Below are 23,763 nucleotides of genomic sequence, written 5' to 3'. Positions count from 1 at the left end.
AAAAGGAAATAATAGAAGTGGCAAAGCTGGCACAGCCCGTGCAACTACCTTCATACCTGCCGCCAGGACATACGGCGCAGACCTTTCGAAAAACAGGAGTGACCCACATGAAGAAGTTCGCCATTGCTGCCGCTACTGCTACCGCTCTGACCCTGACCATGGCTAACGGTGCATTCGCCGCTGAGCCAACCCAGGCTCCAGTCATGTTGGCGGCCAACACCGTTGACAACGCCAAGCAAGAGGGCTCCGACACTTGGATCACTACCAAGGTCAAAGCTGACCTGCTGACTGAAAAAGGTATCCCAGGCAGCGACATCAAAGTCGAGACCAGCCAAGGTGTTGTGTCCCTGTCTTCTGACGTGAAGGTTACCGAATCGCAGAAAGAAGAAGCGGTACGCATTACCAAGAACATCAAAGGCGTCAAGAGCGTGATGTCTGACGGCCTGAAAGCCGAATAAGGAATGTCCCGTCGGCCAAATGGATTTGGCCACCTCCATCAAAGCCCTGGCCCGTGCCAGGGCTTTGTCTTGCGCTCAATACACCGGGTTGCGCGCGATCACATCGCTTTCGAAGCATTCCTGCTCAAGGATCAGCGGTTCCACCAATGGCCGGCTGTCGCGAAAGTGCGCGGTCTGGGTATGCGCATCATACGCAGCATCATCGCGGTAGATTTCGTAGAGATAGATCAGCTCCGGGTCGACCCGATCCTGCGACACATCGAACACCAGGCAGCCTGGCTCACTCGCCACGGAAGCTGCGGCATTGACTTTGATTGCACTCAGGAACGCGTCGGCGCATCCAGGTTTCACTCGGGTCTTGATGAACAGGCTATACACAAATGGCTCCTTTTGTTTTAAATTCAATAATGAATTGTATACAAAAGTGGAGCTCCGCCAATGTCCGAATTGCCTGCACGCCCTGGCCGCCTGAATGGCCTGCGCCACATCGCCCTGCTGGTGCCCAACCTGGAAGAATGTGAACGCTTCTACGTCGATGTGCTGGGCATGGAAGTGCTGAATCGCGCCAATGAGGACCTGGTGTACCTCACCTGCGGTAACGACAACCTGTCGCTTGGGCGTGGGGCAGGAGCGGCCAACGGGTTACAGACCCTGGATCACTATGGATTCATTGTCGACAGCGTGGAGGAGTTGGAGGCCTGGTACCAGTACTTCAAGGCTCATGGCGTGACCTTGCTCGACCGGCCGTTCAATCATGGTGACGGCGCGCGTAGCTTCCACCTGCTGGACCCGGCTGGGAACAAGGTTCAACCGCTGTATCACCCGGCGGTGTCGGGGCAGCGGTTGGTTTGAAACCCGTGCTGGCCTCTTCGCGAGCACGCCCGCTCCCATAGGTATTGCGCAGGTCCGAGGTTGTGCGCCATCTCTGTGGGAGCGGGCGTGCCCGCGAAGAGGCCAGGCCTGCCAGAGGGGATTACTCGGCATCCAGGTGCATCGGCGTAATCACCCGCCCATCGCTTTCAGGCTGGCCCAGGCTGGTATCGATGAAATACACCCGGTCATCTTCCAGCTTGCCCTTGTCCACCAGGTAATCCTTGATACTGCTGGCCCGCTCCTGGCCCAGTGTACGCAGCAAGGCGGTACTCTCAGCCCATGACTTGATCACGGCTTCGCGCAGCTTGGTGGTGCGCTCGTCACGGCTCAGTTGCTCCCATTCTGCTGGCGGCTGCTTTTTCAGGCGGGTGCGGTAAATGCCTTCGAGCATCGCGGGCTTGTCGTCGTCGTCGATCACCAGCATCGAGGCATTGGCCGGCACCTTGTCACCCCGTCGCTGCAGGATCTTGTACCAGATAGTCTGGTACTCACGCTCCAGGCGCTTTTGGGCAATCAGCGGGCCATCGCTGGCCTGGGCGCTGGTGCCTTCGATTTCCAGGCGCAGTCCCGGGCGCTCTTTCAGCGCGGATGCCAGCTTGTCCAGGGACGCCTGGGCATCGCCGCTGAGTTCGCTGGAGCCCGGGGCGAACGCCACGTTGCCAAGGTCTTCCGAGCCGCCGCCGCTGATCAGCCCGCCAATGAATTTGAATGGTGCCTGCGCCGCGCGCAGTACCAGGTTGCGCAGGGTTTGCCAAACGATCGGCATCACGCTGAATTGCGGGTTGTTGAGGTCGCCAGACACCGGCAGCTCGATCGAGATCTTGCCCTCGGTATCCTTCAGCAATGCCACCGCCAGGCGGATCGGCAGGTCGACCGCATCCGGGCTGTCGACTTTCTCGCCCAGTTGCAGTTGTTCCACTACTACCTTGTTCTCGGCCTTGAGTTGACCGTTGGTGATCAAGTAGTGCAGGTCCAGGTTCAGCCGGCCCTTGCGGATGCGGAAGCCGGCGAACTTGCCGGAGTAGGGGGTCAACGTGGTCAGTTCGACGCGCTTGAAGCTGGTGGCAATGTCCAGACTGGCCAGCGGGTTGAACGGGTTGAGTGCGCCCTTGATGGTAACCGGTGCGTAGCGGTCCACCTTGCCCTTGACGTCGACATTGGCCGGCAGCGGCTTGCGGTTGTCGATGGTGCCGATCTGGCCGTTGAGTTGCTGGATGGCCGTGGCGAAGTTGGGGGTAAGCGACAGGTCGGCAAAGTTGGCCGAGCCGTCCTTGATGTCGATCTGGCCGATGCGAATGCCGAGCGGCTTGCTGTTGCTGGCCGTGGGCGGCTTGGCCTGGCTGCTCGTCGGGGTGCCGGCCGGTTGGGGGATCAGCAGGTCATTGACGTTGGTGGTACGGTCTTCGTTGATGATGAAGCGTGCATAGGGCTGCAGCAGGGTCACCTTGTCGATCGACAGTGCATCGCCGTGCACGTAGGACAAGCCGTCCACGTTCACCTGCTGCCATTTGACGAAGTCGCGGCTCTTGATGGTGTCCAGCGTATGCAACTGGCTGACCTGCGCCTTGCCGGTAACATTGAAGGCCAGCGGCTCGGTGTTCTTCAGGTCGACCTTGAGGTCGCTGGAGAGCATGCCGCTGCGCAGCTCCAGCAGGATGAACGGGCTGATGTAGGCCTGGGCCACACGCAGGTCGATGTCGCGGGTGCTCACATCCAGCTTTGCCCATATCGGTGCCAGGTTGACCTGGCCTGCGGCCTGCAGCTTGCCTTGCTTACCCACACCTGTGTCGAGTTTGACGGTGAAGGGCGACTGGTTGAGGCTGTCGAAACCTTGCAGGTCGGCGTTGAGGGGGCCAATGTCCAACGTTACCGGTTCCTTCTGGCTGCGATCTGCCAGGTGCACCAGGTAATTGCGCAACTGCACGTCCTTGAGCAGCACTTGCCAAGGTTTGCTTGGCTCCTTGGCAGCTTTCTCTTCAGGCGTAGGTTCTGCGGCAGCCGGCTCGGCCTTTTCCTGGGGCGTGGCCTTGGCGGGTTGGCTGGCGAACAGCTTCTGCCAGTCGAGCTGGCCGTCTTTTTCCAGCGCCGCCCAGGTTTCGAGTTTTTCGCTGCGGACCTTGCCGACGGTGACCTGCTGTTTGACCAGATCGATGGAGGTTTCGCTAACCTCCAGGCTGGCCAGACGTACCAACGGTCGGCCATCCGGCGCCTTGATGGCGAATGGCGCGATGTGTACGGAGGCGTTATCCAGCAGCAGCTCGGTCTGTTTGGCGAGGTTGAGCGTGTAATGCGTATCGAGGTTGAACACGCCGTCTTCCAGCACCAGTGGCACGGCATCGCGCACGTAGGGCCAGAACAGCTTCATCTTGCCGTCAGTGACCTTCAGCGTGCCTTCGGAGGCGATCGGCGACAGGCTCAGGGTGCCCTTCCAGTCGATGTGTCCGCCGTTGGGGCCACTGGCCACCAAGGTCATGTCGGCGCTGTCGTTGGGCAGGGTGCTGAGGTTTTTCAGCTCCAGATTCATGTTGTCGTAGAGAAACTCGATCGGCTCGCTGGGGCGCAGGTCCTCGAAGTGCAGGTAGCCTTGGACGAGCTTGATGCTGCCAATACGCAGCGGGAACGGGTCGCTGGGCGGTTCTTCGGGTTTGGCTTCGCTGGCCGGTAGTTTGAACAACCCGGTCAGGTTGAGGGTACCGTCCTTGGCGAACCGCACTTCGTTGCGCGGTTTGTCGAGTTCCACCGCTTCCAGATGCAGGGCTTTGGTCCACAGGCTGTCGAGCGAGGCGTTAGCGTAAAGACGCTCGAAACCGACCTGCTCCTTGCCCGGTTCGCCGATCTGCAGGCCCCACAGCGTCAGCTCGAGGCTGAAGGGGTTGAGTTCGATCCGTTCGAGGTGGGCCGGCACGGTGGCGTATTGGGCCAACTGCTGGTTGGCGATGCGCAGTGCGACACCGGGAAGAATGAGAAAGCCGAGCAGGCTATACAGGGCTACCAGGGCCACGATTGCGCCAGCGGCGCGAGTCAATCCTTTGTACATGTGTCGCTTCGTCTGTCTAAGCAGGAGTGCTTGGAGTATGGCACGTTAAATCAGTTCCGCAGGGGCGACCTTTTTGCGCTCAATCAATGCCCATGCGCCGTTTGGCCCGGTGTGCCGAGCCGTCGCGCATTGCCCAGCGCAGGACGGGCGCGGTGCGTCGCAGGCCCAGGCGGATCAGGCGCTGCTGCAGGGGCCCGTGCTGCAGGCCGAGCATGGCCTGGGCCCAGCCGGGCAGCAAGTCGATACCCGCGTGCAGCATCAGTTTGCCAACCGGCTGTGCCAGGCGGCTGGGGGCAGGGGCGTCGAGCAGGATTCGTATCACCTCATGGCTGCGCGCATCACAGTGCAGCTGCGGGCGTATGTGTTGCAGATAGTCTTCAACTTGCTGGCACGAGCGCGGCACGTCACGGGCACCGAGGCGCTCGGCGATCAGGGCGATTTCGTTGTAATAGGCATCCTGCTCGGCGCGTGGCAGGTGTGGGTTGCGGTAACGCAGGTGGGCGGCTAGGAAACTGCTGACCTCCGCTACATGCACCCAGGTCAACAGGTCCGGGTCGCTGGCCGCATAGGGGCGGCCATCTGGTGCCGTGCCGGTGACCTGCAGGTGAATGGTGCGCACTTTGTCGATCAGCCACTCGGCATCGCCAGTGGCCCCGAAGGTGGTGCCGGAAATGAACTGGCTGGTACGGCGCAAGCGGCCGAGCAGGTCTTCACGGAAATTGGAGTGGTCCCACACACCGGCCAGGGCCAGTGGATGCAACAACTGCAGCATCAGCGCACTGATGCCACCGACCAGCATGCTCGGGAAGTCGCCATGTACCCGCCAGCTGATGCTGTGCGGGCCGAACAGGCCGGGGTCGCCCTTGGGCGATTCCAGGTCGAGCTGGCCGAGGGCCAGCCCAGTGAGGCTCATGACCTGGGTTTCGATGCGGCGACGAAGGGCTTCCATGGCGACCTGTTGTGCAGGGCGGCCATGATTGGCGGCCGCCGGTTACTGGTTGAGGCGTTTGTCGATCAGGCCCTGTACCACGCTTGGGTCGGCCAGGGTCGAGGTATCGCCCAGATTCTCCAGCTCGTTGCAGGCGATTTTGCGCAGTATACGCCGCATGATCTTGCCTGAGCGCGTCTTGGGAAGTGCTGGCGCCCACTGAATCAGCTCAGGCTTGGCGAAGCTGCCGATTTCCTTGCTGACCAGGGCCAGCAGCTCGGCCTTGAGTGCGTCATCCGGCGACACGCCATTCATGGTCGTGACGAAGGCGTAGACGCCCTGGCCCTTGAGGTCGTGGGGGTAGCCGACCACCGCGGCTTCGGCCACGCTGTCGTGCAGCACCAGTGCGCTTTCTACTTCTGCGGTGCCGATGCGGTGCCCGGAAACGTTGATCACATCGTCGATGCGCCCGGTGATCCAGTAGTCGCCATCGGCATCGCGGCGGGCACCGTCGCCGGTGAAGTAGTAGCCGGGCAGGGGCTTGAAGTAGGTATCGACCATCCGCTGGTGGTCGCCGTAGACACTGCGGATCTGCCCGGGCCAGCTGGCCTTGATCGCCAGCAGGCCGGCGCCGGGGCCTTCGATCAGTTTGCCTTTTTCATCCAGTAGCACCGGTTGCACGCCGAACATTGGCTGGGTGGCGCAGCCGGGTTTGAGCGACTGCGTGCCGGGCAGTGGGGTGAGCATGATGCCGCCGGTTTCGGTCTGCCACCAGGTATCCACAATCGGGCAGCGCTTCTGCCCGACCTCCTCGAAATACCATTCCCAGGCTTCCGGGTTGATCGGCTCACCGACGCTGCCCAGCAGGCGCAGGCTTTTGCGCGAGGTGCTCTGCAGCGGCGCAGAGCCCTCGCGCATCAGTGCGCGCAGGGCAGTCGGGGCGGTGTAGAAGATGTTCACCTGGTGCTTGTCCACCACCTGCCAGAAGCGCGAGGTGTCCGGGTAGTTGGGTACGCCTTCGAACATCAGCGAGATTGCGCCATTGGCCAGTGGGCCATAGACGATGTAGCTGTGGCCGGTCACCCAGCCGACGTCGGCGGTGCACCAGAACACCTCGCCGTCACGATAATCGAACACCACCTTGAAGGTCATCGTTGCCTGCAGCAGGTAGCCGCCGGTGGTATGCAACACCCCTTTGGGTTTGCCGGTACTGCCGGAGGTGTAGAGGATGAACAGCGGATCTTCGGCTTCCATCGGCTCAGGAGTGCAGTCGTCGCCGGCGGCCTTCGTCGCTTCGTGGTACCAGAGGTCGCGGCCCTCGACCCAGGCCACATCGCCGCCAGTGCGGCGCACCACCAAGACGCTACTGACCGCCGGGCAGTTGGCCAAGGCTTTGTCGACGTTCTGTTTCAGCGGGATGCGTTTGCCACCACGCACGCCTTCATCGGCGGTGATCACGGTGCGGCAGTCGGCATCGAGGATACGGTCTCGCAGGGCATCGGGGGAAAAACCGCCGAACACCACCGAGTGGATGGCGCCGATGCGGGTGCAGGCGAGCATGGCGAAGGCGGCCTCGGGGATCATTGGCATGTAGATGCACACCCGATCGCCTTTCTTCACACCACGCGCTTTCATTGCATTGGCCAGGCGGCAGACCTGACGGTGCAGTTCGCGGTAGGTGATGGCCTTGGAGTCCTTGGGGTCGTCGCCCTCCCACAGCAAGGCCGTTTGCTCGCCGCGCTGGGCCAGATGGCGGTCGATGCAGTTGTAGCTGACATTGAGTTGCGCGCCGTCGAACCAGCGGGCCTTGCCGGTCTTGAGGTCGCACTGCTGCACGGTCGACCAGGGCTTGATCCAGTCCAGACGTTTGGCTTGTTCTGCCCAGAACGTGTCAGGGTCTTCGACCGACTGGCGGTAGAGGCGGTGGTAGTCGTCGGTGCTGAGGGTGGCGGACTGGCTGACGGCCAGGGCCTTTGGGTAATTGCGGATATCGAACATGGCGGGTGGTCCTGCTCTTGTAAGGGGCGATGGACTGCAACGGCTATTCGATAAGACAGTGTAGCTGGGAGAGGTGTTCAACCTGGGCCGGCCTCTTCGCGGGTAAACCCGCTCCTACGAGGTAATGCATAGTCTCGTAGGAGCGGGTTTACCCGCGAAGAGGCCGGCACAAGCTTCGGATCAACCGCGGTGACGGCCGCGGAAGTAGTTGATCAGGCCCTGGGTGGAACCGTCTTCGGCGCTGTCTTCCAGGCTGCCGACCAGGCGCTGGTAAACGCCCTTGCCCAGTTCCTTGCCCAGCTCAACGCCCCACTGGTCGAACGCGTTGATACCCCATATAACGCTCTGGACGAACACCTTGTGCTCGTACATGGCCACCAGCGCACCTAGGCGGCGCGGGCTGATGCGCTCGACCACCAACGTGTTGCTCGGGCGGTTACCCGGGATCACCTTGTGCGGGGCCAGCTTTTCGATGTCCGTTTCGTTGAGGCCTTTGCCGCGCAATTCGGCTTCGGCTTCCTCGCGGGTCTTGCCCAGCATCAGCGCCTGGCTCTGCGACAGGCAGTTGGCGTACAGCCATTGGTGGTGGTCGGCCACCGGGTTGAAGCTCACCACCGGCACGATGAAATCGGCCGGAATCAGCTGGGTGCCCTGGTGCAGCAACTGGTGGTAGGCATGCTGGCCGTTGCAGCCCACGCCGCCCCAGATCACCGGCCCGGTGTCGGTCTTCACCGGGGTACCGTCTTGCAGCACGCTCTTGCCGTTGGATTCCATGTCCAACTGCTGCAGGTGCTTGGTGATGTTGCGCAGGTAGTGGTCGTACGGCAGGATCGCGTGGCTGTTCGCGTCCCAGAAGTTGCCATACCACACGCCCAACAGGGCCAGTAGCACCGGCATGTTCTTGTCGAACGGTGCGGTCTGGAAGTGCTGGTCCATGGTGTAGGCACCGGACAGCAGTTCCTTGAAGTTGGCAGTGCCGATGGCCAGGGCGATCGGCAGGCCGATGGCCGACCACAGTGAGTAGCGCCCGCCCACCCAATCCCACATCGGGAAGATGTTTTCTTCGCGGATACCGAACGCTACAGCAGCGGCCTTGTTGCTGGACACTGCAATGAAGTGGCGGTACAGCTCGGCTTCCGAGCCGCCTTGGGCCAGGTACCAGGTCCGCGCAGCCATGGCGTTTTTCAGCGTCTCGAGGGTGTTGAACGACTTCGACGAGACGATGAACAAGGTGGTTTCGGCGCGCAGGTTGGCCGACAGCTCGTGGAACTCACTGCCGTCGATGTTGGCCAGGTAGTGGCAGCGTACGCCGCGCTGGGCGTAGGGTAGCAGCGCTTCGGACACCAGCTCGGGGCCGAGGAACGAACCGCCAATACCAATGTTGACCACGTCGGTGATCGGCTTTTCGCTGTAGCCGCGCCACAGGCCATCGTGAATGCGGCCGACCAGTTCGGTGATCTGGTTGAGCACCTTGTGCACTTCCGGCATGACGTTCACGCCGTTTACATTGAGTTTGTCGCCTACGGGCCGACGCAAGGCGGTGTGCAGCACCGGGCGGCCTTCGGAGGCGTTGATGATCTCACCACCGAACATCGACTTGATGGCGTCCTGCAGGCCCACTTCATTGGCCAGGTTGACCAGCAGATCGCGGCTTTGCTCGGTGATCAGGTTTTTCGAGTAGTCGAGGAACAGGCCGCAAGCGCTAAGGGAAAACTGGTCGAAGCGCTTGGCATCGGCGGCGAAGGCTTCGCGCATGCTGAAGCTTTGCATGGCGTCGCGGTGTTTCTGAAGCGCCTGCCAGGCGGGCAGGGCCGTCACATCGTGGGGTGTACGGTAATACGCCATTGCGCGGGGTTCCCTTGGTGCGTGGTGAGGGCTTGGACACGGCAGCCATTGCCGGGTTCAGGCTGGCATCATTATAGGCAAAGGCCACGCGCTGGGAATGGCTAAGGAAGGGGGATTTTGGGGGGGCTTACAAGCAAGTCCGCCCCTACAGCTGAACGTGTAGGGGCGGGCTTGTCTGCGAATGGACTGCAAGGCAGCCCAAGACCATTATGCGGTCTTCTCTTCCACATGCAGGTAGAGGTTGTCGATCAACCGCGTGTTACCCAGGTAAGCCGCCGCAATCACCACCAGGTCTCGATCATCGATCACTGCCGGGCGCAGGCTTACGGCATGGCGTACTTCCAGGTAATCCGGACGGAAACCCGCTGCGCTCAGTTGTGCCTGGCCTTCAGCGACCAGCGCGGCAAAATCCCGCTGGCCACGGCCGATGCCCGCTGCAATGTGCTGCAGTGTGCGGTACAGCGCTGGCGCAGCAGTACGCTGCTCTGGCGTGAGGTAACCATTGCGCGATGACAGCGCCAAGCCATCCTCGGCACGCACGGTGGGTTCGCCGATGATCTGGATCGGCACGTTCAGGTCGCGCACCATGGCGCGGATCACCGCCAGCTGCTGATAGTCCTTCTCGCCGAACACGGCAAGGTCTGGCTGGACCATGTTGAACAGCTTGTTCACTACGGTGGCCACGCCTTCGAAATGCCCAGGTCGGCTGGCGCCGCACAGGCCTTCGGAAAGCTGGGGCACGCTGACGCGGGTTTGCACGCTCATGCCGTCGGGGTACATCTCTTCCACGGTGGGCGCGAACAGCAGGTTGCAGCCGGCCTGCACCAGGCGCTCCTGGTCGGCTGCCAGGGTGCGTGGGTATTTGTCGAGGTCTTCGTTGGCACCAAATTGCAGCGGGTTGACGAAGATGCTGGCGACCACGAAATCGGCGCGCTGCGCAGCCTTGGACACCAAGGCTGCATGGCCGCTGTGCAGGTTGCCCATGGTCGGCACAAAACCGATGCGTTTGCCTTCACCGCGAGCGCGGGCCACTGCCGCGCGCAGTTCGCGGACGGTCTTGACTGTATTCATGCACTGAACCCGTGTTCGCTGCCTGGGAAACTGACTTGCTTGACTGCCTCGACGTAAGCGACGAGGGCGCTGTGGATATCCGGTTGGCCCTGCATGAAGTTCTTCACGAACTTCGGTACCCGGCCGCTCAGCGACAGGCCGAGCATGTCGTGCAGTACCAGTACCTGGCCATCGGTGGCGCTGCCGGCGCCAATGCCGATTACCGGGATGCCTACGGCGTTGGTGATTTCCGCCGCCAGTTCGCTGGGTACGCATTCGAGCAGCAGCATGGCCGCACCGGCCTGCTCCAGGGCAATGGCGTCGGCGCGCATCTGCCGGGCCTGGGCTTCCTGGCGGCCCTGCACTTTGTAGCCGCCCAGCACGTTGACGGTTTGCGGGGTCAGGCCCATGTGCGCGCAGACTGGCACACCACGTTCGGCCAGCAAGCGGATGGTTTCGGCCAGCCAGGCTGCGCCTTCGATCTTGACCATGTGGGCGCCGGCCTGCATCAGTGTGGCGCTGTTGGCAAAGGCTTGCTCCGGAGTGGCATGGGCCATGAACGGCAGGTCGGTGAGGATCAGCGCGCCGTCGTTGCCGCGTTTGACGCTGGCGGTGTGGTAGGCCATGTCCGCCGTGGTTACTGGCAAGGTGCTGTCGTGGCCCTGCAGGACCATCCCCAGCGAGTCGCCCACCAGCAACACTTCAACGCCGGCCAGGCTGGCGGCCTTGGCGAAGGTCGCGTCGTAGCAGGTCAGCATGGTGATTTTTTCACCCTTGGCCTTGAAGCCGTTAAGGGTGGTAAGGGTTACTTCAGGCATGTAGGAAATTCCTCGTTCAGGCGCTGTAAAAAACGACTGCATTCAACGCGTGTAGTCATCTTCCGGAGCGGCACATCATCGCGCGTGATGTTCGGGCACAGGTCCGTCCGGGCCTAAATACGGGTATGCGGCACTTTGGTGCCACACGGGACGCCTATAGTCGTGAGCGAGGTGTGGGAAGTCAATCACCCTGTTACCGCATTGTTACGATCAGGGTGTTACTGGCGTTACCGAGTTGGCAATGCAGGCTGGAACGCCCGGTTTACAAGCGTTCCAGGCCGACGAACGGGCAGTCGTCAAGCAGTTGCGCGAGGATGCGGCCATCGGCCAGGCGGAAATCGCCCGGTACCAGTTCGGCCAACGGATACAGCACGAAGGGGCGGGCATGCATGTGGTAATGCGGCACTTTCAGGCGTGGCTGGTCGAGCACCTGGTCACCGAACAGCAGGATGTCCAAATCCAGCGTGCGGGGGCCCCAGCGCTCTTTGCGCACGCGGCCCTGGTCGTTTTCGATGGCCTGCAGCGCATCGAGCAATGCCAGTGGTGCCAGGGCGGTGTCCAGGGCGGCGACGGCATTGGTGTAGCGCGGTTGGCCGGGCAGCAGCGAATCGCTGGTGTACAGGGCCGAGGCAGCTACCAGGCGCGTGGCTTCGACCTGGTCGAGCGCCTGCAAGGCGCTACGCAACTGCTCGGCAGGGGCGTCCAGGTTGCTGCCCAGGCCTACGTAGGCACGAATGGTCACTCGAACGCCTCGTCACCACTGCGCTTGCGTTTGCTGCCGCTGCGCTTGCGTTTGCGCGGGCCGGCGCTTTCGTCACGGCTGCCAAGCTCGCGGATCATCTCGCGGCGCTCGCTGTCGTTTGCGTCCTGGTAATCGGTCCACCACTGGCCCAGGTCGTCGGTCTCTTCCCCGGCGCTTTCACGCAGCAGCAGGAAGTCGTAACCGGCGCGGAAACGCGGGTTGTCCAGCAGCATGTCGGCGCGCTTGCCGCTGCGGCGCGGCAGGCGCTCCTGCATGTCCCAGATCTCGCGGATCGGCAGAGTGAAACGCTTGGGGATGGCAATGCGCGCGCACTGCTCGGCGATCAGGTCGTGGGCCGCACCGTTCATGGCCGGGATCGGCGGCACGCCTTGGTTCTGCAGGTGCAGCACACGGGCCGGCAAAGCAGGCCAGAGCAGAGCAGCGAACAGGAAGGCTGGTGTCACCGGCTTGCCCTGTTTCACGCGCAGGTCGGTGTTGTTCAGCGCCTGGCTGATCAGCGTGTGGGTGTAGGTCGGCCGCTCGTCCAGCGCTTGGGCACTGGCCGGGAACAGCGGTTCGAACAACTCCAGATCGACCAGCATTTCGAAGGCCATGGCACCTTGGCCGCTGAGGAACAGCTTGAGGCATTCCTCGAACAGGCGTGCGGGTGGAATCTCGCGCAGCATCGGGGCCAGACCGCGGATCGGCAGGAAGGTGTGCTTTTCGATGCCAAAGTCGAGCTTGGCGGCAAAGCGCACCGCGCGCAGCATGCGCACCGGGTCTTCCTGGTAGCGGTGGGTCGGGTCCCCGATCAGCCGCAGCAGGCGATTGCGCACGTCGTGCACACCGTTGGCGTAATCGAGAATGCGTTCGCTGACCGGATCGTAGTACAGGGCGTTGATGGTGAAATCGCGGCGCTGCGCGTCCTCTTCCAGGGTGCCGTACACGTTGTCTCGCAGAATGCGACCACTGGCGTTATGCGACGAACGGTGGGCATCGCCCTGGTCGTCCTCGGAGTGGTGGGCGCGGAAGGTGGCGACTTCAATGATCTCACGGCCGAAATGCACGTGGACCAATTTGAAGCGGCGACCAATGATGCGGGCGTTGCGGAACTCGGCACGGACCTGTTCGGGGGTGGCACTGGTGGCCACGTCGAAGTCCTTCGGCGTGATGCCCAGCATCAGGTCGCGGACACAGCCACCGACCAGGTAAGCCTGGTAGCCGGCGCTTTGCAGGCGCTCCACGATGTTAACCGCATGACGGCTGAACTGGTGGCGCTGCAGCGAGTGCTGGCTCTTGTTGATCACCTCGGGCGTGGTGCGCCTGTGGTGCGGGCCCGGTACGGGCGGGCGGAAAGACTGGAACAGCTTCTTCAGCATGGGATGCACTGTGTGAAGGAATGTTCGGCCAAGAATAGGAGAATGGCCGCATGATGGGCGGGGATTCTAGCATTTACTCGGGGAATGGTGTAGGCGGGTAGCAGGATGCCTGCCAGAAGGGTAGAAATGACAAGGGGAGCCTAAGCTCCCCAAGAAGTCATTGCGTGCTCTTATTGTTTTTTTGCTGGGCTTCTTGTTTTTGTTGAGCGCCCTGTCCACAAATCTCGAAACTTGTGGACGACCCCCAAACCGGGGGTAAAGAGCAAACGGATTGCTTTGGCCGCTGATGACACGTTGATCTGTCGATCCAACCAGTTCAGGCGCTGCTTTTTAGTGCAGTTTTTGTTGTTCTCTGCCTGGTTGTGGGGCAAGCCCCAAACACGCATCCTCTCCAAAAGAATCAGTTAGCTGCGCCTCCGCCATCTTGTTTTTATTGTGCGTGAGCCGTTTCGTCTTGTTCTTATTATGAGTTGCAGTGCTTGTTATTGTTCTTGTACCAAAGATATAGCAGGTGCCGTGCCAACTTTTGAAAGCCCAGCAAAATCAGGGGTTTGAGCGGGTTTTGCAATTCTTGGCAGGTCGAAAAGGTCGGGATTTCGTTACCGTACGCCTCGGGGACTGTTACGGCGGAAGGCTGGGGTAACAGATTTTTACGGGAGGTGATGTGTTACCTGCGGGGCGCCGTGACACGTTCTGCGCCTGTGAGACCTAGCGCCGCCCGCGCGGCGCTTCGCGGCTAAAGCCGCTCCTACATTTGTCCGGTCCAATTTTTTCTGTGGGATTTGCGCGCGAATGCCTTGGCGCATGGCTCGAGATTGCGTCGTACAACAAGGCGGTCGTGCGCGCGTGGCACAGGAGGGACTGGCCCGAAACAAATGTAGGAGCGGCTTTAGCCGCGAAGCGCCGCGCGGGCGGCGCTCGATCTCACCGACGCCGCATAGGCTACGGCGTGCGGTGCGCAGGTGGGTTATTCGCTGGTAGCGTTGCTCTTGCGCCGTGGGATGCCCAGGCGTTGGCGGCGTTCCCACAGGCACTTGCGGCTGACGCCGAGCTTGCGTGCCAGTTCGGTCTCGGTCATGTGGTCCTGGTGTTCAAGCACGAAGTGCTGGAAGTAGTCTTCCAGCGACAGGTCTTCGGTCGGCTCGTGGCTCGCATTGGCCGCGCTGGACACCACCAGGGCATTGTCGAGGATGTCGTCCTCTTCCAGGTCGCTCAGCTCGATGTCGATGCCAAGCAGCTCGGCGGAAATTTCTGCGCTCTCGCTGAGGATCACCGCGCGCTCCACGGCGTTCTCCAGTTCACGCACGTTACCGGGCCAGCTGTAGTGACGAATGGCTTGCTCGGCCTCGGCCGAGAAGTGCAGGTCGTCGCGGCCGATGCGAGCGCTCTGGCGGGCGAGGAAGACGCTGGCGATCTCGTTGACGTCGCTGCCACGCTCGCGCAGGGCCGGCAGCTTCAGGGCAATGACGTGCAGGCGGTAATACAGGTCTTCACGGAACTGGCCGGCCTTGGCCAGGTTTTTCAGGTCGCGGTGGGTCGCGGCGATCAGGCGCACATCGACCTTTTGCGACTGCACCGAACCTACCCGGCGTATCTCGCCTTCCTGCAGCACACGTAGCAGGCGAGCCTGGGCTTCCAGCGGCAGTTCGCCAATCTCATCGAGGAACAACGTGCCGCCATCGGCGGCCTCCACCAAGCCGGCGCGCCCGGCGCTGGCGCCAGTGAACGCGCCTTTTTCGTGGCCGAACAGTTCGGATTCGATCAGCGTTTCGGGGATGGCTGCGCAGTTCACCGAGATCATCGGTGCCTTGGCCCGGCGAGACAGGTTGTGCAGGGCGCGGGCCACCAGCTCTTTACCTGTGCCCGACTCGCCCTGGATCAGCACATTGGAGTCGGTAGGCGCGACTTTGCGGATCTTGCTGTACATGTCCTGCATGGGCTGGCACGAGCCGATGATGCCGATTTCGCCATTGGCCGTTGCTGCGCTGCCTTTGTCGGACGCTGCAACCTTGCCATTGCTGGCGCGTGGCTCGGCAGGTGGTGCCGCAGCCGGGGCGTTTTGCCGGTCGCGCAGAATACGCGCCACTGCCTGCAGCATCTCGTCATGGTCGAAGGGCTTGGCGATGTAGTCCACCGCGCCCATTTTCATCGAGTCCACCGCTGAGCGCAGGCTGGCGTAACTGGTCATGATCAGCACCGGGGTGCCTTGGCCGAGCTTGATCAGCTCGGTGCCGGGTGCGCCTGGCAGGCGCAGGTCGCTGACGATGAGGTCGAAAGTGGCAATGCTGAAGCGTTCCTGGGCTTCCTGCACCGAGCCGGCCTCGCTGACCTGGTACTGGTTCCGCTCAAGCAGACGACGCAAGGCCGAGCGGATGATGGTTTCGTCTTCGACGATCAGAATGTGCGGCATTGATTCAATTCTCTCGACGGTCTCGAATTTCAGGGGACGTCGCTACGACATGCCGGGGCAGGGTCACGCGGATCCGGGTGCCACGTTGCCGTTCGATATCGGCCGGGCTGTCGATGGTGATTTGCCCATAATGCTCTTCCACGATGGAATAGACCAGAGCGAGCCCCAGTCCGGTTCCTTCGCCCGGGTCCTTGGTGGTGAAGAAGGGTTCGAACAGGCGGTCCATGATGGTCTTCGGAATCCCGCTGCCTTCGTCTTCGACGATCAGGTCGACGGTGTGCTCGTTAACCTCGCTGCGCACGCGCACGGCGCTGCCGGGCGGCGAGGCATCGCGGGCGTTGGAGAGCAGGTTGATCAGTACCTGGGCCAGGCGCTGCGGGTCACCTTCGGCCCAGTGGTCCGGGTCGCAAAGGTTGAAGAACTGTACTTCGAAATTGCGCCGGTTCAACGCCAGCAGACCGATGGCATCTTGTGCCACTTCGGCCAGGCACACAGGCTCCTCGCTGTTCTGGTGGCTGCCGCCGGCATGGGCGAAGCTCATCAGCGACTGGACGATGCGCGATACGCGCTTGGTCTGGTCAAGGATCTGGCTGGACAACTCGATGATTTCGCCATCGTCTTCGCGTTCCTCGCGCAGGTTTTGCGCCAGGCAGGCGATACCGGTGATCGGGTTGCCGATTTCGTGGGCCACGCCGGCGGCCAGGCGGCCGATGCTGGCCAGGCGCTCGGAGTGCACCAGCTTGTCTTCCAGTGCCTGGGTTTCGGTAAGGTCTTCCACCAGCAGTACCAACCCGCTGTTACCGGGGGCCAGTGGCTCGTCGATGGCTGCCTTGTGCAGGTTCAGCCAGCGCGGCTGGCCGTCCAGCGCCAGGCGCTGCTTGTGCAGGTGCTCGTCGGGCACGTTGATGAAGCCTTGCAGCAGGCCGCGCCAAGGCTCGTCGATGGTGACCAGACGCGAGCCGACCACATGCTTGGCGGCGATGCCGGTGAGCTCTTCCATGGCCTTGTTCCACATCAGGATTTCCTGGTCCTTGGCCAGCGAGCAGACGCCCATGGGCAACTCCTGCAGGGTCTGGCGATGGTAGCGGCGCAGGGCATCGAGTTCGGCGGCCAGCCCGGTCAGGCGCGAGTGGTAGTCCTCCAGGCGGCTTTCGATGAAGTGGATGTCTTCGGTCACGTAGTTTTCGTTACCGGACTTGTACGGCAGGAAAGTCTCGACCATGTCCTGGGCCACGCTCGGCCCCATCAGGCCGGACAGGTTGGCCTCGATGCGGTCGCGCAGGCGGCGCAGGGCATAGGGGCGGCGTTCGTCGAACGGCAGGTAGAGATCGCGTAGCGCTTGCTCCACTTCCTTTTGCGCGGCCTTGGCGCCCAGCGGCTTGGCCAGCTGGGTGGCGAACTCCTGCGGCGAAGCGGCATGCAGTTCGCGGCGTTGCGGGCGGCGCACGTTATCCACGGCACAGGCTTCGGCCGCGCTGACCTCTTCGTTGCTGGCGTTGGTGAACAGCGAGATCAGGGTGAACAGCAGCACGTTGGCCGCCAGCGAGGCGATGGCTGCCATGTGCCAGCTGGTATCGTCCAGCACATAGATCATGTCCAGCAGCGGGATGTAGAAGCCCTGCAAGTTGCCGAGAAGCGGCAGCAGCATGGTCACCATCCACACCAGGGTGCCGGCCAGCAGCCCGGCGATGAAACCGCGGCGGTTGGCGGTTGGCCAGTAGAGCACCGACAGCACCCCAGGCAGGAACTGCAAGGTGGCGACGAAAGCGACGATGCCCAGGTTGGCCAGGCTCTGGTGGTAGTTCTGGCTCAGGTAGAACATGAAGCCGGCGGTGATGATGGCGACGATCAGTGCACGGCGGGTCCACTTCAGCCAACGGTAGATGTTGCCCTCGGCCGGGGGCTGGTAAAGCGGCAGCACCAGATGGTTAAGGGCCATGCCCGACAGCGCCAGGGTGGTGACGATGATCAGGCCGCTGGCTGCCGACAGGCCGCCAATGTAGGCCAGCAGTGCCAATGCCTGGTTGTTGGCGGCGATGCCCAGGCCCAGGGTGAAGTACTCGGGGTTGGTGCTGGCGCCCAGACGCAGGCCGGCCCACAGCACCAGCGGCACGGCAAGACTCATCAGCAGCAGGAACAGCGGCAGGCCCCAACTGGCGCTGACCAGCGAGCGCGGGTTGAGGTTTTCGGTAAAGGCCATGTGGTACATGTGCGGCATGACGATGGCCGAGGCGAAGAACACCAGCAGCAGGGTACGCCATGGGCCTTCCTGCAGGGGTGTGTGCAGGGCGGCAAGGGCGGTCTGGTTCTGCAACAGCCAGACTTCCAGCTCGTGCGGGCCGCCGAATACGCCATACAAGGCATACAGGCCGATACCGCCCAGGGCCAGCAGTTTGATCACCGACTCGAAGGCGATGGCGAATACCAACCCCTCATGTTTTTCGCGCGTGGCGATGTGCCGCGAGCCGAAGAAGATGGTGAACAGAATGATCAGCGTGCAAAAGGCAAAGGCCACCCGGGCCTTGACCGGTTCACCGGTAAGGATGCTTATCGAGTCGGCCACCGCCTGGATCTGCAGGGCCAGCAACGGCAGCACGCCAATCAGCATGATGATGGTGGTCAAGGCTCCGGCCCAGGTACTGCGGAAGCGGAAGGCCAGCAGGTCGGCCAGCGATGACAGCTGGTAGGTGCGGGTGATCTTGAGGATCGGGTAGAGCAGCACCGGCGCCAGCAGGAATGCGCCAGACACCCCCAGGTAACAGGCAAGGAAGCCGTAACCATACTGGTAGGCCAGGCCAACCGAGCCATAGAAAGCCCAGGCACTGGCGTAAACGCCCAGCGACAGGGTGTAGGTAAGTGGGTGGCGAATGATCGAACGCGGGATCAGCCCACGCTCGCTGATCCAGGCCACGCCGAACAGCACCATGAGGTACCCGGCGCTGATCAGGATCATCTGGGTCAGGCTAAAGCTCATCGGCATCTCGTTGGCTCTGCAGGATGAAGGTGACGACGATCAGGATCAGCCAGAGCAGGTAGGGGCGGTACCAGGCTCCGGTCGGTTCGATCCACCAGTCCATGATGGCCGGGGAGAACAGGTAGATCCCCACGACCAGAAGCAGGACCAAACGATAGATGTACATGCTGGCCTCGATGGTTGGGCGCTGCGGGCTTGAACTTATTATTGGCGCAAATGGCAGGGGGGATGCTAGCGGGAATCCACAGCGTTAGCCAAGGGTTTGAATTTACTGGGCTTTTGTTTTTGAGAGGAGGAATGAATGTGCCGGCCTCTTCGCGGGTGAACCCACTCCTACAGGTAAAGCGTTGCCTCTAGGTTTATTGAGGACCCTGTGGGAGCGGGCGCGCCCGCGAAGAGACCGGTAAAGGTTCAGCGCAAATCAGCCTCCGGCACCGTGGTCCGCTGCGCGATCGCTTCTGGCCGCCACTGCGTGCGCGCGACTGCCAGCACCTCTGCCGGCGTAGCCAACAGCAGTTCCGGGTCCGTCTCCTGCCCCAGCGCCCGCAATGCCCGCAACAGCAGGGGGGTAGCATGCTCCGCCTGCAGTGGCGGGGAACGGTACGACTTGCCCAGCTTGTGCCCATCTGGCTGCACGATCAGCGGAATATGCAGGTAACGCGGCTGTGAGAAGCCCAACAGTTCCTGCAGGTACAGCTGGCGCGGGGTATTGTCGAGCAGGTCGGCGCCACGCACGATGTCGGTAACACCCTGCCAGGCATCGTCCAGCACCACGGCCAGCTGGTAGGCGTACAACCCGTCACGACGCTGGATGACGAAATCGCCCACCTCACGCCCCAGGTGTTGCTGGTACTCACCCTGCACTCGATCGGTAAAGCGGTAGATCAGCTCCGGCACCCGCAAGCGGATGGCCGCCCCTTCACGGGCATGCCCGGCGTCGCGGCAAAAGCCTGGGTAGATGCCGTTGTAGCTTTCCAGCTGCTTGCGCGAGCAGGTGCATGCGTACGCCAGGCCCATGTTGAACAGGCGGTCTACCACGGCGGCATAGGCATCGTGGCGCTGGCTCTGGAATACCACCTCGCCATCCCATTGCAGGCCGTAACGTTCCAGCGTCTGGAGGATGGCATCGCGCGCGCCGGGCATTTCCCGGGGCGGGTCGGTGTCTTCCATGCGCAGCAGCCAGCGGCCGTTGACGGCGCGGGCATCGAGCCAGGAGGCGAGGGCGGCGACCAGCGAGCCGAAGTGCAGGAAGCCGCTGGGGGTGGGGGCGAAGCGCCCGATGTAGCTGGAGTCGGTCATGGTCAGGCTGGGTATATAAATGAAACGGGGCGCATGATGCGCCCCGTTCAGGTGGAAGAAAGATCAGCCTTTGCCGACCGTTTTTTCCTTTTTCTCGGCAATTTCCTTGCAGTCGAAGCACAGGTCGGCGGTCGGGCGGGCTTCCAGGCGGCGCAAGCCGATCTCGATGCCGCACGACTCGCACCAGCCGTACTCCTCGTCCTGAATCTTCTGCAGGGTTTTATCGATCTTCTTGATCAGCTTGCGCTCGCGGTCGCGGTTGCGCAGTTCGAGGGCGAATTCCTCTTCCTGGGATGCGCGGTCTGCGGGATCTGCGAAGTTGGCTGCCTCTTCTTTCATATGGTCAACGGTCTTGTCGACGCCGACCATCAGCTCTTGCTTCCAGCCAGTGAGGATCTTGGTGAAGTGCTTGCGCATGGGCTCACCCATGTACTCCTCACCCTTGGTCTCCTGATAGGGTGCAACCCCATAAAGATTCTGGTTGGCTTTTTGCTTTTCTAGGGTGGACATGAATAGACCGCCTCTCACTCATCTGATCCAATGCGCAGGATGCTCCATCTCCGGCGACCGCCGGCCCTGCGACTGCGAGCCGCCGAACTTACCAGATAGATCGGGGGTGCGCTACCCCGCCCGATCCTGCTAATTGACACTGGCCTGAGCGGTACGTTCGGTGGTGTGCAGAGGTAGAATCTCCAGTTTAGACCCAATTGAGAGAAGGTCATGGCCCAACCCTACAGTGCGCGCAGCCGCGCCATCGAACCTTTCCACGTCATGGCGCTGCTGGCCCGTGCCAACGAGCTGCAGGCGGCCGGGCACGATGTGATTCACCTGGAAATCGGCGAGCCGGACTTCACCACGGCTGCCCCCATCGTCGCTGCCGGCCAGGCCGCGCTGGCCGCCGGGCACACTCGCTACACCGCCGCACGCGGTCTGCCGGCACTGCGTGAGGCAATTGCCGGCTTTTATGGGCAGCGCTATGGCCTGAATATCGACCCGGAGCGCATCCTTATTACCCCGGGTGGCTCCGGCGCGCTGCTGCTGGCCAGCAGCCTGCTGGTGGACCCGGGCAAGCACTGGCTGCTGGCCGATCCGGGTTACCCGTGCAACCGCCACTTCCTGCGCCTGGTCGAGGGCGGGGCCCAATTGGTACCGGTGGGCCCGGACGTGAATTACCAACTGACTGCCGACCTGGTTGAGCGCTACTGGGACAAGGACACCGTCGGCGCCCTGGTCGCTTCGCCGGCTAACCCGACCGGAACCGTGCTGGGGCGCGAAGCGTTGGCCCGTCTGGCTAAATCCACCCATGAGCGGCATGGTCATCTGGTGGTGGACGAGATCTACCACGGCCTCACCTACGGCATCGACGCGCCAAGCGTGCTGGAAGTCGACGACTCGGCATTTGTCCTGAATAGTTTTTCCAAGTATTTCGGCATGACCGGTTGGCGCCTTGGCTGGCTGGTGGCCCCGCCCGGTGCGGTGGCCGACCTGGAGAAACTGGCGCAGAACCTGTACATCAGTGCGCCGAGCATGGCCCAACATGCCGCGCTGGCCTGTTTCCAGCCCGAGGCGCTGGCCATTTTCGAAGAGCGCCGCGCCGAATTCGCCCGCCGTCGCGACTACCTGCTGCCCGCCCTGCGTGAACTGGGTTTCCGCATTGCCGTCGAGCCGCAAGGCGCGTTCTACCTGTATGCCGATATCAGCGCTTTTGGCGGTGACGCGTTCGCATTCTGCCGACACTTCCTGGAAACCGAGCACGTGGCGTTCACGCCGGGCCTGGACTTTGGTCGCCACCTGGCCGGGCACCATGTGCGCTTCGCTTATACCCAGAGCCTGCCGCGCCTGGAAGAAGCGGTGCAGCGCATTGCCCGTGGCCTGCAGAGCTGGCAAGGCTGATGCGTTTCTCTCCGTCACTCGAGCAGGGCCGCCTGCTGCGTCGCTACAAGCGCTTTCTGGCCGATATCGAACTGGCCAGCGGCGAGCAGATGACTATCCACTGCCCGAATACCGGCTCCATGCTTAACTGCATGCGTGAAGGTGGGCAGGTGTGGTTCAGCCGCTCCAACGACCCCAAGCGCAAGCTGCCAGGCACCTGGGAAATCAGCGAAACCCCCCAGGGGCGGTTGGCCTGCGTGAATACCGGGCGGGCAAATGCGTTGGTCGAAGAGGCCCTGCGCGCCGGCACTATCACTGAACTGGCCGGCTTCACTGCACTCAGGCGCGAAGTGGCCTATGGCGAGGAAGGCAGCCGTATCGACTTTCGCCTGGAGTTCGAGGGTGCCCCGGCCTATGTCGAGGTCAAAAGTGTGACGCTGGGCTACCCCGACACTGCTGTTGCGGCCTTCCCCGACGCGGTGACTCAGCGCGGTGCGAAACACCTGCGCGAGCTGGCAGCGCTGGCCCGGCAGGGCGTGCGGGCCGTGCAGCTGTATTGCGTGAACCTGACCGGTATCGACGCTGTGCGCCCGGCCGAGGAAATCGATATGGCCTACGCCCAGGCGCTGCGCGCTGCAGTAGCGGACGGGGTGGAGGTGCTGGCCTATGGCACCCGGCTGGACGCCGAGGGTATCGTCATTGATCGCCGCTTGCCGGTGCTGCTTACCCCTTGAACCAGATGCCCTGGCTGTCTTCGTGGCAGCCCAGGGGCTGCAGTTGCTCACCCTCGCAGGGCCCTGCCACGCATTCGCCGCTTTCTATCAGGAACAGCGCACCGTGATGGGCGCAGTGGATGAGGCTGGCGCTGTCATCCAGAAACGCGTCGTCTGCCCAGTTCAGTGGGATGTCCCGGTGCGGGCAGCGGTTGCGGTACAGGTACACCTGACCTTGGCGACGCACGCCGAACAGTTCGAGGCCGTCTACGCTGAAGGCGCGGCTTTGGCCCTCGGCCAGGCTGAGGGATGGACAAAGGAAGTGCATGGCAAGGATGGCTCGTGAGACACGTGATGGCTTGACGCTCCAATGCGAATAATTATCAAATTGCCCGCATTCGCTGCGCCCGGCTGTATATGGTGCGCAGTTCCGCCGCTCGCCACAAGGCGTGCAGCCCGTCTTCAGAAGGAACCCGATGATGCGCCGTCCAGCTGCTTTTCTCGCTTTGTGTGCAAGCCTTGTGCTCTCAACCCAAGCCTTGGCAGCCGAACTGCCGCAACGCTGGGTCAGTGCTGGTGGCGCCTTGAGCGAGTGGATAACCGCATTGGGCGGCGAAGCACGCCTGGTCGGTGTGGACACTACCAGTCAGCACCCGGCCTCGTTGAAGTCGTTGCCCAGTGTGGGTTATCAACGACAGCTGTCGGCCGAAGGCATTCTCAGCTTGCGCCCGGATGTGCTGGTGGGCACCGAGGAAATGGGACCGCCGCCGGTACTGGCGCAAATCCGCAAGGCCGGCGTGCGGGTCGAGTTGTTCTCCAGCAAGGCCGAGCTGCCGGCAGTAGATGAAAACCTCAGGCACCTGGGGCAGTTGCTCGGTGCAGAGCAGCAAGCGTCCGCGCTTGTAGCTGACTACCGCCAGCGGCTCGATGCGTTGCATGTCAACGTCAAGCTGGCCCAGGCCGGGGAGCAGGCTCCTGGGGTGTTGCTGCTGGTCGGTCATGCCGGGGCCAAGCCGCTGATTGCCGGGCAAGGCACTGCCGGTGACTGGCTGCTGGGCCAGGCGGGTGGGCGAAACCTGGCCGCGCACCAGGGCTACAAGAACTTCTCCAACGAAGCCTTGGCGGCGCTTGACCCGGATGTGATCGTGTTTTCCGACCGGGCGCTGGCCGGTGAGCAGGCCTTGCAGGCGCTGTTGAAAGAAAACCCCGCGCTGGCTGCCTCGCGGGCCGTGCGTGAGAAACGCCTGGTCTCACTGGACCCGACGCTGTTGGTCGGCGGGCTCGGGCCTCGGCTACCGGCGACCTTGCAGTCGTTGGCAGCCACCTTCTACCCGGCTGCTCAGGCCAGCTTCGCACAATGAAACAAC

Annotated in this window: 20 protein-coding genes; 5 read left to right on the top strand and 15 right to left on the bottom strand. The window is 62.5% G+C overall.

Features of this window, described 5'->3' with window-relative positions; genetic code table 11:
* Window positions 1–107: 107 nt before the first annotated feature.
* Window positions 108–458: a BON domain-containing protein gene (locus ACF8GF_RS21955; protein ID WP_021784324.1), complete on the top strand. Its 351-nt coding sequence runs from the start codon at window positions 108–110 to the stop codon at window positions 456–458.
* Between the two features lie 75 nt (window positions 459–533).
* On the opposite strand, the gene ACF8GF_RS21950 is transcribed toward ACF8GF_RS21955, so the two are convergent.
* Entirely contained in the window at window positions 534–836 is a 303-nt protein-coding gene (locus tag ACF8GF_RS21950) for a putative quinol monooxygenase (RefSeq protein ID WP_176685374.1), read from the bottom strand.
* 60 nt (window positions 837–896) lie between these two features.
* Here ACF8GF_RS21950 and ACF8GF_RS21945 point away from each other — a divergent pair, with 60 nt between their 5' ends.
* Window positions 897–1,310, top strand: coding sequence for a VOC family protein (locus tag ACF8GF_RS21945; RefSeq protein WP_010955354.1), 414 nt, complete (start codon window positions 897–899; stop codon window positions 1,308–1,310).
* 121 nt (window positions 1,311–1,431) lie between these two features.
* On the opposite strand, the gene ACF8GF_RS21940 is transcribed toward ACF8GF_RS21945, so the two are convergent.
* The 13 genes from ACF8GF_RS21940 to dksA form a co-directional block, all read right to left on the bottom strand.
* Complete coding sequence (locus tag ACF8GF_RS21940; protein ID WP_392488730.1) at window positions 1,432–4,368, bottom strand: DUF748 domain-containing protein; 2,937 nt, start codon at window positions 4,366–4,368, stop codon at window positions 1,432–1,434.
* A gap of 79 nt (window positions 4,369–4,447) precedes the next feature.
* Window positions 4,448–5,317: an oxygenase MpaB family protein gene (locus ACF8GF_RS21935; protein WP_209963401.1), complete on the bottom strand. Its 870-nt coding sequence runs from the start codon at window positions 5,315–5,317 to the stop codon at window positions 4,448–4,450.
* A gap of 42 nt (window positions 5,318–5,359) precedes the next feature.
* Window positions 5,360–7,294, bottom strand: a complete 1,935-nt coding sequence (gene acs / locus ACF8GF_RS21930; RefSeq protein ID WP_392488729.1) for an acetate--CoA ligase — start codon at window positions 7,292–7,294, stop codon at window positions 5,360–5,362.
* Between the two features lie 180 nt (window positions 7,295–7,474).
* The gene (pgi, locus tag ACF8GF_RS21925) at window positions 7,475–9,139 is read right to left on the bottom strand and encodes a glucose-6-phosphate isomerase (RefSeq protein WP_176685370.1); all 1,665 of its coding nucleotides are present in this window, start codon (window positions 9,137–9,139) and stop codon (window positions 7,475–7,477) included.
* Between the two features lie 207 nt (window positions 9,140–9,346).
* Window positions 9,347–10,210, bottom strand: a complete 864-nt coding sequence (gene panC / locus ACF8GF_RS21920) for a pantoate--beta-alanine ligase (protein WP_392488535.1) — start codon at window positions 10,208–10,210, stop codon at window positions 9,347–9,349.
* On the bottom strand, window positions 10,207–11,007 hold the full coding sequence (gene panB, locus ACF8GF_RS21915) for a 3-methyl-2-oxobutanoate hydroxymethyltransferase (RefSeq protein ID WP_392488534.1): 801 nt from the start codon (window positions 11,005–11,007) through the stop codon (window positions 10,207–10,209). The genes panC and panB overlap by 4 nt, the downstream gene beginning before the upstream one ends.
* Before the next feature lie 262 nt (window positions 11,008–11,269).
* Window positions 11,270–11,749 carry a 2-amino-4-hydroxy-6-hydroxymethyldihydropteridine diphosphokinase gene (gene folK / locus ACF8GF_RS21910; RefSeq protein ID WP_176685367.1) on the bottom strand — a complete coding sequence of 160 codons (480 nt, stop codon included), beginning with the start codon at window positions 11,747–11,749 and terminating at the stop codon, window positions 11,270–11,272.
* Window positions 11,746–13,128 carry a polynucleotide adenylyltransferase PcnB gene (locus ACF8GF_RS21905; RefSeq protein WP_176685366.1) on the bottom strand — a complete coding sequence of 461 codons (1,383 nt, stop codon included), beginning with the start codon at window positions 13,126–13,128 and terminating at the stop codon, window positions 11,746–11,748. Before ACF8GF_RS21905 ends, folK begins: the two co-directional genes overlap by 4 nt.
* A 967-nt stretch (window positions 13,129–14,095) precedes the next feature.
* Window positions 14,096–15,538: a sigma-54-dependent transcriptional regulator gene (locus ACF8GF_RS21900; protein ID WP_392462321.1), complete on the bottom strand. Its 1,443-nt coding sequence runs from the start codon at window positions 15,536–15,538 to the stop codon at window positions 14,096–14,098.
* Window positions 15,539–15,542: 4 nt separating this feature from the next.
* Complete coding sequence (locus ACF8GF_RS21895) at window positions 15,543–18,518, bottom strand: sensor histidine kinase (RefSeq protein WP_176685364.1); 2,976 nt, start codon at window positions 18,516–18,518, stop codon at window positions 15,543–15,545.
* The gene (locus tag ACF8GF_RS21890) at window positions 18,502–18,678 is read right to left on the bottom strand and encodes a hypothetical protein (protein WP_003250005.1); all 177 of its coding nucleotides are present in this window, start codon (window positions 18,676–18,678) and stop codon (window positions 18,502–18,504) included. The genes ACF8GF_RS21895 and ACF8GF_RS21890 overlap by 17 nt, the downstream gene beginning before the upstream one ends.
* A gap of 245 nt (window positions 18,679–18,923) precedes the next feature.
* Window positions 18,924–19,811, bottom strand: coding sequence for a tRNA glutamyl-Q(34) synthetase GluQRS (gluQRS, locus tag ACF8GF_RS21885; RefSeq protein WP_176685363.1), 888 nt, complete (start codon window positions 19,809–19,811; stop codon window positions 18,924–18,926).
* A gap of 63 nt (window positions 19,812–19,874) precedes the next feature.
* Window positions 19,875–20,321, bottom strand: coding sequence for an RNA polymerase-binding protein DksA (dksA, locus tag ACF8GF_RS21880; RefSeq protein ID WP_003250009.1), 447 nt, complete (start codon window positions 20,319–20,321; stop codon window positions 19,875–19,877).
* A gap of 210 nt (window positions 20,322–20,531) precedes the next feature.
* Here dksA and ACF8GF_RS21875 point away from each other — a divergent pair, with 210 nt between their 5' ends.
* Complete coding sequence (locus ACF8GF_RS21875) at window positions 20,532–21,704, top strand: pyridoxal phosphate-dependent aminotransferase (protein WP_176685362.1); 1,173 nt, start codon at window positions 20,532–20,534, stop codon at window positions 21,702–21,704.
* Window positions 21,704–22,417, top strand: coding sequence for a DNA/RNA nuclease SfsA (gene sfsA, locus ACF8GF_RS21870; RefSeq protein WP_176685361.1), 714 nt, complete (start codon window positions 21,704–21,706; stop codon window positions 22,415–22,417). Before ACF8GF_RS21875 ends, sfsA begins: the two co-directional genes overlap by 1 nt.
* Here sfsA and ACF8GF_RS21865 read toward each other — a convergent pair.
* Window positions 22,407–22,724: a Rieske (2Fe-2S) protein gene (locus ACF8GF_RS21865; RefSeq protein WP_021784782.1), complete on the bottom strand. Its 318-nt coding sequence runs from the start codon at window positions 22,722–22,724 to the stop codon at window positions 22,407–22,409. The two genes, sfsA and ACF8GF_RS21865, sit on opposite strands and share 11 nt — an antisense overlap.
* A 148-nt stretch (window positions 22,725–22,872) precedes the next feature.
* On the opposite strand from ACF8GF_RS21865, the gene ACF8GF_RS21860 reads away from it, so the two are divergent.
* A complete protein-coding gene (locus ACF8GF_RS21860) occupies window positions 22,873–23,757 on the top strand; it encodes a hemin ABC transporter substrate-binding protein (protein ID WP_392462319.1) in 885 nt (294 codons plus the stop codon).
* Window positions 23,758–23,763: the final 6 nt, after the last annotated feature.

The organism is Pseudomonas sp. yb_5, assembly GCF_043103865.1.
Classification (GTDB): domain Bacteria; phylum Pseudomonadota; class Gammaproteobacteria; order Pseudomonadales; family Pseudomonadaceae; genus Aquipseudomonas; species Aquipseudomonas putida_Y.
Note: the sequence above shows the minus strand (reverse complement) of the source record. Positions and strands in the feature narration are given on the sequence as shown.